At 60.6% G+C, this 9050-nt stretch carries 8 protein-coding genes; 4 read left to right on the top strand and 4 right to left on the bottom strand.

The features are described 5' to 3' along the window. Positions 1–161: 161 nt before the first annotated feature. A complete protein-coding gene (locus tag LRH25_RS31660) occupies positions 162–716 on the top strand; it encodes a helix-turn-helix domain-containing protein (RefSeq protein ID WP_231013191.1) in 555 nt (184 codons plus the stop codon). Then, positions 713–2041, top strand: a complete 1329-nt coding sequence (locus tag LRH25_RS31655; protein WP_141287287.1) for a type II toxin-antitoxin system HipA family toxin — start codon at positions 713–715, stop codon at positions 2039–2041. The genes LRH25_RS31660 and LRH25_RS31655 overlap by 4 nt, the downstream gene beginning before the upstream one ends. A 31-nt stretch (positions 2042–2072) precedes the next feature. Here the strand turns inward: LRH25_RS31655 and LRH25_RS31650 are convergent, their stop codons facing one another. After that, positions 2073–2486, bottom strand: coding sequence for a hypothetical protein (locus LRH25_RS31650; protein WP_141287288.1), 414 nt, complete (start codon positions 2484–2486; stop codon positions 2073–2075). Positions 2487–3173: 687 nt separating this feature from the next. On the opposite strand from LRH25_RS31650, the gene LRH25_RS31645 reads away from it, so the two are divergent. After that, a complete protein-coding gene (locus tag LRH25_RS31645; protein WP_170200827.1) occupies positions 3174–5054 on the top strand; it encodes a pentapeptide repeat-containing protein in 1881 nt (626 codons plus the stop codon). A gap of 60 nt (positions 5055–5114) precedes the next feature. Here the strand turns inward: LRH25_RS31645 and LRH25_RS31640 are convergent, their stop codons facing one another. After that, positions 5115–5447: a hypothetical protein gene (locus tag LRH25_RS31640; RefSeq protein ID WP_231013190.1), complete on the bottom strand. Its 333-nt coding sequence runs from the start codon at positions 5445–5447 to the stop codon at positions 5115–5117. A gap of 51 nt (positions 5448–5498) precedes the next feature. Then, positions 5499–6977: a trypsin-like serine peptidase gene (locus LRH25_RS31635; protein WP_141287290.1), complete on the bottom strand. Its 1479-nt coding sequence runs from the start codon at positions 6975–6977 to the stop codon at positions 5499–5501. A gap of 45 nt (positions 6978–7022) precedes the next feature. On the opposite strand from LRH25_RS31635, the gene LRH25_RS31630 reads away from it, so the two are divergent. Next, positions 7023–7517, top strand: a complete 495-nt coding sequence (locus LRH25_RS31630) for a hypothetical protein (RefSeq protein WP_141287291.1) — start codon at positions 7023–7025, stop codon at positions 7515–7517. Positions 7518–7891: 374 nt separating this feature from the next. Here LRH25_RS31630 and LRH25_RS31625 read toward each other — a convergent pair whose 3' ends face one another. Then, the gene (locus LRH25_RS31625; RefSeq protein WP_170200828.1) at positions 7892–8890 is read right to left on the bottom strand and encodes a hypothetical protein; all 999 of its coding nucleotides are present in this window, start codon (positions 8888–8890) and stop codon (positions 7892–7894) included. Positions 8891–9050: the final 160 nt, after the last annotated feature.

Genomic DNA, 9050 nt, shown 5'->3' with positions numbered 1-9050 from the left:
TGAAAGGAACGACCGGGGCACGCGACGAACGCGAGACCGGACATGGTCAAAGACGAAAGCCGGGGGTTGGTGTTTAGGGTGAGCGGCATGGAAAGCCCGGCGCCGGGGGGCCGCAAGCGCGCGGCAGGCATGCTTCGATCCGCCGGCTGGCAACGGAAGCCATGGTTGCCATTGAGGTAGAAAAATGCGAAGAATGTTTTCTGTTATCCAACCGATTGGCTCAAGCCACGAAACCACCGGGTAAGCGTCTCCATTCATGGCAATTACCTGCCATATTGGTCATAATGATTTCTCTTATGCCTGCAAAAGCACCGCCTCTCTACCCCTCACAGTCGCGCCTTCTGGGCGCGTTGGGGCAACGCCTGCGCCAGGCTCGCCTACGGCGACGGTTCACGGTCACGCAGGTGGCCGAGCGGGCATCGGTTTCGCGCCCCACCCTCAACAAGGTCGAGCAGGGGGACGCCTCGGTCACCATGGGCACCTACCTGCGCGTACTGGCGGTGCTCGGGCTGGAAAAAGACCTGGACCTGCTTGCGGCAGACGATCCGGTGGGCCGCCGGCTTCAGGATGCCGAACTGGGCGTGCCGAGGCGTGCGCCAAAGCGGAAGAAGGGGCCGGAACCGGTCAATGAGGTCAGTCCCGCTTCGTCGGCTTCCTCTGCTTCGTCCAAGCCGGCCGCACCAGCCATGCCGGCGGAAGGCGGTGCTGCTTCATGAGCGCGCGCGGCAAGAAGGCGCTGGCCGCGGGCGCGGCACCGGTCATCCACACGCTCCCCGATGGGCTGGAGGTCTGGCTCGACGACCCTACATTCGGACCACTGACCCACCTGGGACGACTGCACCGCGCGGGGCAGGAGTCCGTGCGCTTCGAATATTCGCCGCTGTGGCTGAAGCGCGCAGAGGCCTTTGCGCTGGACCCGGAGCTCTCGCTGGCCAGCGGCAACTTCCACCCGAAGGACGCCAACTTCGGCATCTTCATGGACAGTTGCCCCGACCGCTGGGGGCAGACGCTGATGAAGCGTCGCGAGGTGGTCGAGGCGAAGCAACAGCAACGCGCCCGCCGCGAACTGCGGCCCTGGGACTTCTTCCTGGGCGTCCAGGATGTGACGCGAATGGGGGCACTGCGCTTTTCCGCGCTGCAAAGCGACAAGCAACTCAAGCAGGGGCCGCCGCCCGTGTTCGTGGACGGCAGCACCCTGGCCAACGAGGCGCTTGCTGCGCCGGCATTGACCCACATGGGCGAGTTGCAGGCGGTGGCCCTGGCGCTCACGCGCAAGAAGGTGGACGACCTCGGCCTGCTGCAGCAGTGGCTCAAGGTGCTCGTGGCGCCCGGCGCCTCGCTTGGCGGCGCCCGCCCCAAGGCCAACCTGCAGGACGGCCAGGGGCGCCTGTGGATTGCCAAGTTCCCCGGCGCCGACGACGACCACGACTGGGCCTTGCGCGAGATGCTCGTGCATCAGCTCGCCGCAGAGTTCGGACTCAACGTGGCCCAGGCCCGGCTTGAGCGCATCGGGCACGGTCACCACACCTTCGTCACGCAGCGCTTCGACCGCCAGGACGGCCACCGGCGCTTCTTCACCTCTGCCATGGCCGTGCTCGGCCGCAGCGACAGCGAAGACGCGTCCTACCTGGACCTGGCCGAGTTCATTGCCTCCAAGCAAGGCGTGGAGGGCAAGATTGAACAAGACCTGCGGGAGCTTTTCCGGCGGGTTCTCTTCAATGTCGCCGTGGCCAACCGCGACGACCATCTGCGCAACCACGGCTTCATCCGCGAGGCCACAGGCTGGCGCCTGGCCCCCGCCTACGACCTGAACCCGTCCACCAAGAAGGATGTGCACGTCCTGGCCCTGGACGACGCCAGCACCGAGCCGGACCTGGCCACCGTTCTGTCCACCGCCAGCCTCTACCGCGTCCGCCCCCAGCAAGCCCAGGAAGACCTGGCCCGCCTCAAGACCGTGCTCGGTACCTGGCAAAACAAAGCCAGGCAGCTCGGGCTGTCCGCCGAAGACCGGGCGGAGTTGGAGGGCTGTTTTCAGGTTTGACTGTGCTGGACCATGGCGTCGCCCAGGAGGATCAGAACTCAACCCATTGATCGAACGCAGGCCCTCGTTCGCCTGCGCGCCCAGCGCCAAAAGCCGCGCAGCAACGGCCCGCGCGCCAGGTCGAAAGGCGTGTACGCGCTCCGAATGCCGCACACACCGCAGCCTCGTCCAGCGCACCTTGCAGCCGCAGCGTCTCGGCCATGTGATAGGCCGTGCCCAACGGTTCCAGCCGCCACAGGAAACACTGCCGCTCCTGCGCATGCGACAGCGCACAAGCCGCGGTCCCATCCGTCCCCGCCTGGCGCCGCGGCACCGGGAACTGCGCCATGTGCAGTCCCTCCGCCTGCATCTTCGCGTAGGCGGCTCGCCGCTGGGCGTCCGTCAGGGCAGCAAAGCGTTCGGCAATGCGTTGAGCGGCAGCGAGATTCGGCGTGGAAGCGGGCATGGTCGGCTGTGTCTTCGAAGAAATGACCCAGGCACGCGAGACACGTGACTGGACATATCCAAGACGAAAGCCGGGGGCTGGTGTTTAGGGCTCGATGACTTTCAGGGGCAGCGCTAAAGCGTGGGCAGCCGCCGGAGCGAGCCAGGGATCGACGCAGGAGAACGGCCCGGTTTCGGCGGGACCCGACGCGGCCGATTCGCCGCCATCGGAGCTGACGGGATGTCGGCAACGCAGCGGTTGCGGTCGGTGGCGATGATCGGGTGAACTCACGGTCATTGGCATCAAGCTGACCTTCGCTGCTACAGCAGGCCACGCCGTGAGCGTCGGCAAACCGTCAGACAGCCGACGCCCGCGGCGTCACTGCAGGGGCACTGGCAATGAACGACCGGTCCCCTTTCACGCGACGGGCTCGACTCGACCCGGAGCAACCCTTCATTGCCGTGGACTCCGCGGCCCAAAGCAGCCGCATACGGCCGGCCGGAAGTTCATGTCAGGCCTTGGCTGATATCTTTCGCCCCCTCCGCTGGTGAGTCGAACACGGTACTCGGTTGCAGTGCGCGTCATGTATTCTGCCGACGCGCCACCCACGTCGGAGACGAAATGGTTGATCTCGCAGCTCGACTAGCGCTCCACCAGGAGTGGCTATCCACGAATGGCCGGAGAGGTCAGTGTTTCACTGAGTCTGGGATGAGCTTGGTTGGCGCAAACATGATGGGCGCCAATCTGCAGATGGCAATCTTGTCCGGCGCGGAAGTCAGGCGCGCTAGCCTGGATGACGCAGACTTCACGGGTGCTCTTCTGGACGATGCGGTACTTTACGACAGCAGCTTGCGCAAGGCCAAGCTGGCCAACTCTAAGGGTCTCACTGGGCGCGCGCTCGCCGGCACCGATCTCACCGGCGCCACGTTGCCTGAGCAACTAGACCAGTTCCCTTTGGTGTCAACGGCAACCGATATCGCCGCTCAGACTCAGAAGCTGGCACTCCTGATCGTGGCAGCGTGCTTCTATTGCTGGCTCACCGTCGGCTCAACTAGCGACGCAAGCCTTGTCCTGAATTCGGGCACAGCTAAACTTCCCGCAGTCGGCGTAGACATCGCGACGACAACGTTTTTCCTGGTCGCGCCCGGACTGCTGCTATCTCTTCACGTATATCTTCATCTACACCTGCAGCGTCTATGGGAATGCTTGGCATGGCTGCCTGCAAGATTTCCGGACGGCCAGCGACTCGACCGTCGCGCCTTTTCATGGTTGCTAGCGGACGTGATTCGGAGCGAAACTCCACAGCTTCGTAAGAGCGAAGTTGCATTCGACCGGTCAGGCCAGTCGCTATCCAAACTGCTGATCTGGTGGCTTGTTCCGCTGACAATTGCAGTCCTGCTGCAGAGAAGCCTACCGAGTCAGCATGTCGGTTTGCTGACATCTCAGACTGCCATTCTGTCGTTTGCAGCCGTCTTCACCTGGCATTGCCGGCGGCTTATGCGACGCACTCTCCGCAGACGAACTGAAGTCGGGACGGAATCGTGGAGAAGCCTTCGCGGAATCCTGGCAAGCTTCGGCGTGACGGTCTTCCTGACAACCGGGATGTTGTGGTGGGGAAGCCTTGCCTTCTCGACGCTCGAAGCAAGCCGGCCGTATATCGAGTACAGCGGACCCGAGGGCTATATGTATGCTTCGCGTCGCGGCAGCTCTAGCAAGGCCAGTCCGGGGCTTCCTGCAAAGATTGCGTCGTACTCGCTGGCATTTAGTCAATCGCGTCTGAATGCTGACTTAAGTGGTTCGAACCTGACCGTCCTACCGGATAAGTGGAGTGGCGAAGAGCCGAAGGATTTTACCCGCATCGTTGGGCAGAGCTTGACAAACAGGTACTTGCTTGGGCTTAACCTCAAGAATTCCACTCTGATAAAGGCTGACTTCAGTGGAAGCGACTTAGCCGGATCGGATTTCTCTGGCGCTGACCTGCGGATGATGAAGTTTGGCGTTGCTACTGAGAACGTCGAAGGGTGGGGAGTGATTCTCGGAGCGCGTGAAATCGCACTGGGTTACCGTCGAAGAGAGGCAATCACCTTCGGAGGAATAATTAATGCGAACTTCAGCAACGCTGACTTGCGTTTCGCCTCTCTCTGGCCTTTTTCATTGAGTGGAAGCGAATTCTTAAGAGCAGACCTTAGGTACGCCAGCATCTCGTCTCAACGAGGCCCAAACTCCTTTGTTGGCGCCGACTTGCGCAATGCATCACTGTCAGGCACTGATTGGGCGCGAACGCTGTTCTACGGAGCAAGACTTGAAGGAACCGATCTATCCGGTGTGCAGGATCTGAATCCAAAGAGTATTGCCTTTGTGGTCGTAGATAGTAGGACCCGTCTTCCCAAGGGCATTGAACCTTTCGAGCTGTTGTCAGGGCCGCTCGGCGCATTTCAGGCTACGAGCCTCAGGATCGCGCTCAACGACTGTATCGAAGAAGAGAAGGACACACTCAACCTGCCCGGTCTTGCCGAGAGCCAGATGGAAAAGTGCCTGAAAGTAGCTCGCGAGTGGATGAGCCTCAACAAGGAGCAGACGCACAGGTAGGCGCGATCCGCCGGAGGGGCTGCGGAAGGCATCTCAACCCATCATTTTCGTTTGCTCAGCTCAGGGAGTTGGTTGTGCCGTAACCAAGGCGCGCACATGCGCGCCCTTCCACAATGCGTCGAATCGGGTTTGGAACTGTGACACGATCTTCGCGGGACCAGCATCTTGATCATGCAGTATGACTGGCGAATAGACATCCACAGGTGATGCCCCATTGTCGGAGCTGGGCGCATACGTGCCAGCGATAATAATGCTGCCCTCGACTAGTACAAAATAGTCCGTTGGCAAATATCCGATGTATCTTACTTCAAGCTTCTCGATGGCCGCACTCCTTTCCAGAGCTTCCCAAGACCTCACCTTAAGTTCGCCTGCGGCTGTCACAGCAGTCAACATTCGTTCGTGCCAGAACAGCCTGCTTACGACCTACAAGCCCTTGGGGCGGCCTCAAGCGGCCTTCGGACGTCGAGGATTTCTGGTCTCTCGCATCGTCCCAGTGCGTGTGATCTTGGCGTTGACGAAAAGCTCATTCACCGAATCGAACGTCAAGTCCATCTCAAAATAGCAGTGCTGGAAGGCTTGCATGCGCGCAAACGAGCCGTCAAGCTCTACGTTCCAGAAGTATTCTTCGTAGTCGGCTGCGTGCACAACGTACGCCTCAGCTGAGATGCTGAGTTCCCACATGACATGAGGCATTTCAAAGCTGAACGAGATGCCAATGGTTCCGTCTTCGCGCCTCTCGGCCTTGATGATTTCTGGGTAGTCAGGACCATGGTTGTCATCGACATTGAACTCGCGGATCTCTTTCAGGCAGTGCTCGGGAATGTCCAGGGTCTGCAAACACTCGGCAACAAACTCAACCTTTCGCTCAGAAAGAAACTTCATGGCGGCGCGCTCTGCTGCGTCTTCAAGGTCGTTTCCCCATTCATCTTCGAATTTCTCGACCCACTCTCGGTCAAGTCGGTTTTCGCTCTCGGCTCTCGATTGCTCGATAAGTTTGGGATCCGATGCTCCAATGAAGAGAAGCATTTCCTGCTCAGACATCGTCATCACGACGTCTTTGGTTCCTCTCTTTCGCTTGACCTGTCCAGTCAGCTTCACGAGGCCGAGTTCGTGTGCACCGAAAAGGCTTATTTCGCCGTGATCGGCAAGCCACGGCAGGGCGCTACGGATGTTCATACGCAACACGTCCCATACGAGGGTGACGTACGAGGGTCCGCCGTCGAGAGATGAGGAAACGATGCCGATGACTTGACCCGCTGCGTTGACGACAGGTCCGCCGCTCATCCCTCCCATTGTCTCCATCTCGACTTCGATGCAAGATGCCGGCATCCGCTCTCCACGGCCGTGCGGAAACACTGCCGTCACGAGACCCGAACTGACCGTTGGCGAAATCATTGCCGCCGCGTCTTCGATGTGCGTATGGCAGTAGCCGAAGGCCCATAGCCGGTCACCAATCAACGGGAGAGCCACGTGTATCGGAGCCAGTGTCAAAGGGTGCTGGTCGTGCGCGTCTGAGTTCAGGGTACAACTGACCAACGTGATGTCGTAAGCCGTCGACCGATTCTCGTCGAACGCACTGGTTCTGGACGACGTGATCGTTGAAACCGGCAACCATGCTCTCGAACCGGAAGGCAAGAAGGTCAGGAACGCTGGACCACTTCCTGACTTTGGAAATTCATCGAGTACGTGCGTCGCCGTCAACAGGAGGCCGGGCCCGACCATGATGCCGCTCCCCAGAATGGTGGTACCCAACTCGTCTAACCGTGCCACGGCCACCAGCGCGTCGCCGGCTTCGAACAACGAGCCCATCGGTCCGATGCCGTCCTCGTCTGAGTACTTGGCAGTCCTCCAAGAGCACTTCAACGTGTCGAGCGCCGGGTTGCCCTCAGTGATCCGTGTGGAATGAGCGTCGTCTTTTTCCATCGTTTGTAAGTAGCCAGGCGGGGCATCTTGACTGGCGGCCGCAGCATGCTCTTCGATGAGCGTTCGATCTTCTCACGCCGCTTCCAGAAAGCAGCCCACCTCATAGGAGACGCCCGTGGCCGACGGCTCCTGGCCGAATTCTGCCAACTAGATCGGCCTAACCGCGACAAGGCCAAGGTCGTCGAGCAAGTGATCTGGGACGAACCCAACTTGGCATGTGGAGCACCAGAATCCGTTGACGAAATCGGGATTGGCGATCTCAGCACTACTGACATCGCCATACCCCAAACCGGCTGGCCGGGTGTGCATCTTGCGAACCACTGTCGTGTCAGAGAGGCATTTCGGACACACGATCCTTGGCAGCGCTGCGGCGAGTTTCTCTTGATGCTCGTCAAGGCCCGCCGCCTGGCCAGTTGCCTGAATCCACACGTTCTTGGCCTCACTGACCGAAAGACCGAAGACCTCCCTCACCGCCCTGATGGCTGCTACGGGATCACTCGTCTCGTCGAGCACCTTTCGGAAGAGTCTTCGCGGATTTGAAGTCATCACTGGAGGCTACCGGAATGTGGTCGGTTGCGACAGGCTGCTCCTGGCCGTGTCCCGGAATTGGTTCGTAGTCATCCGGCCAACGCAGGAGATTCGCCGCCGCGCACGCACCGAGCTTGCGAGCTACTGGCCTAGTTCAGTCTGATGGCAGATCCAAACGCAACCGGGTCTGTGGGATCTGCTGAAGCGGCTGCTAGCAGAGCGACGCTCCCACAATGTAAACAGCAGTGAGAAAGAGCCCTTGTGAAGCAGCAATAGGCTCCCGTCCAGCCGCGCGGGGCTCTGCCACCAGAAACTCCGCGTGCGTGAGAAGGTCGGGATGCTTTGCATGCCCCTCGCGCGCCGACCCAGAACACCTGTGGTGGCGGCTAGCGCACCTCCAATCCGGCAACTCGCTGCCGGAAGCGCTTGAGTTCATCGACGGTGGGAGCGCGGCCTGCCACCTTGATGTGCTCCTGCCAGATCTTCTTCTCCTTCTCAGTCATTCGTGAGGTCGCTACCGTGTCCGCGCCCTTCAGGACGGAGGTCAAGTTCACATCTGTGTCGACGTGGTTATCGTCGATGAACTTGAAGAGTTCAGGCGTCGCTTGATCCGCCGCGGCAAGCGCAACGAGTTGCACCTCGTCTATCCCGAGTGCGCCAGACTCAAAAGCGGCGAGGAGCCGCGCGCGGTTGTAGAAGCGCTTGACTTGCCTTGGCGTCGGGTCACAGGCGATGACGAGCGGCCCCCACAGTCGAAGCGCGTTGAGGAAGCGCGGAGAGTCGTGTTCACGTATTGCGCCACCGAGGGCGACCGCTACTGCATCGCGATAGCGACGCAGGCGCTTCCAGCCAAGCGCGGCGCCAACCACAGCGATGCAAAGCAGTGCGACGTACCAAGGTGCTGCCGGCAAAGCTCGCTTGTCCGCGGCCGTTTCCAACTGGACGATGCCTTGCCTATCAAATGGTCCTACGGCCAGCCGCCGCCCCTGTCCACCGCTCGCGGGTGAAGAAGGGGCTTCTGCAACGGGTCTAGTAGCTGATGATGCAGAAGGAGCCACCGCGGAAGAGGCTAACGCCGATGGCGCTATATCCAGCAGAGGTATATCGCCAGCACCATGGTCGTGCAATCGTGCTCCGATTCCCATGGCCATCCATACCGCAGCCAAGAGCACCAGGACCGCCCCTGCATAGCCTGCACGCTCTAGCAGATGCCTCCTGGCGATTTGCTGGGATTGTTGCTGCCTCTCCTGCCGCGGCTCCAGCAGCCGGGTGAGCATCTGCTCACGAGTGGGGACAGGCAGCTCCACGTGCACCAGCTTTCTGAGATAGTCATTCGCGTAGTCGCGGGCCTCCTGCTGCCCAGCATCGCTGTCTGGCTTGGCCATGTAGACCGGGGGGCGAATGCACTTCTTGACCCTCTCCAACGCCGCGCCGACAACAACAAAGCATCGGCCGACGTCCACTAAGTAGTCGGCCCTGCAAAATCCATTTCCAGCGCAGCGACAGCAGTCATGTGATTCCTTGAGCCGCAGCGGTCACTTTGCG

This window comes from Ideonella azotifigens (assembly GCF_021043325.1).
GTDB classification, from domain to species: Bacteria; Pseudomonadota; Gammaproteobacteria; order Burkholderiales; family Burkholderiaceae_C; genus Ideonella; species Ideonella azotifigens.
The sequence above is the reverse complement of the archived record's forward strand: the minus strand, read 5'-3'. Positions and strand labels throughout refer to the sequence as shown.

Excerpts from the sequence above, each read along its gene's own strand:
- LRH25_RS31660 (WP_231013191.1), top strand. The coding sequence starts at position 162 with ATGGTTGCCATTGAGGTAGAAAAATGCGAAGAATGTTTTCTGTTATCC.
- LRH25_RS31655 (WP_141287287.1), top strand. The coding sequence starts at position 713 with ATGAGCGCGCGCGGCAAGAAGGCGCTGGCCGCGGGCGCGGCACCGGTC.
- LRH25_RS31650 (WP_141287288.1), bottom strand. The coding sequence starts at position 2,486 with ATGCCCGCTTCCACGCCGAATCTCGCTGCCGCTCAACGCATTGCCGAA.
- LRH25_RS31645 (WP_170200827.1), top strand. The coding sequence starts at position 3,174 with ATGAGCTTGGTTGGCGCAAACATGATGGGCGCCAATCTGCAGATGGCA.
- LRH25_RS31640 (WP_231013190.1), bottom strand. The coding sequence starts at position 5,447 with ATGTTGACTGCTGTGACAGCCGCAGGCGAACTTAAGGTGAGGTCTTGG.
- LRH25_RS31635 (WP_141287290.1), bottom strand. The coding sequence starts at position 6,977 with ATGGAAAAAGACGACGCTCATTCCACACGGATCACTGAGGGCAACCCG.
- LRH25_RS31630 (WP_141287291.1), top strand. The coding sequence starts at position 7,023 with ATGCTCTTCGATGAGCGTTCGATCTTCTCACGCCGCTTCCAGAAAGCA.
- LRH25_RS31625 (WP_170200828.1), bottom strand. The coding sequence starts at position 8,890 with ATGGCCAAGCCAGACAGCGATGCTGGGCAGCAGGAGGCCCGCGACTAC.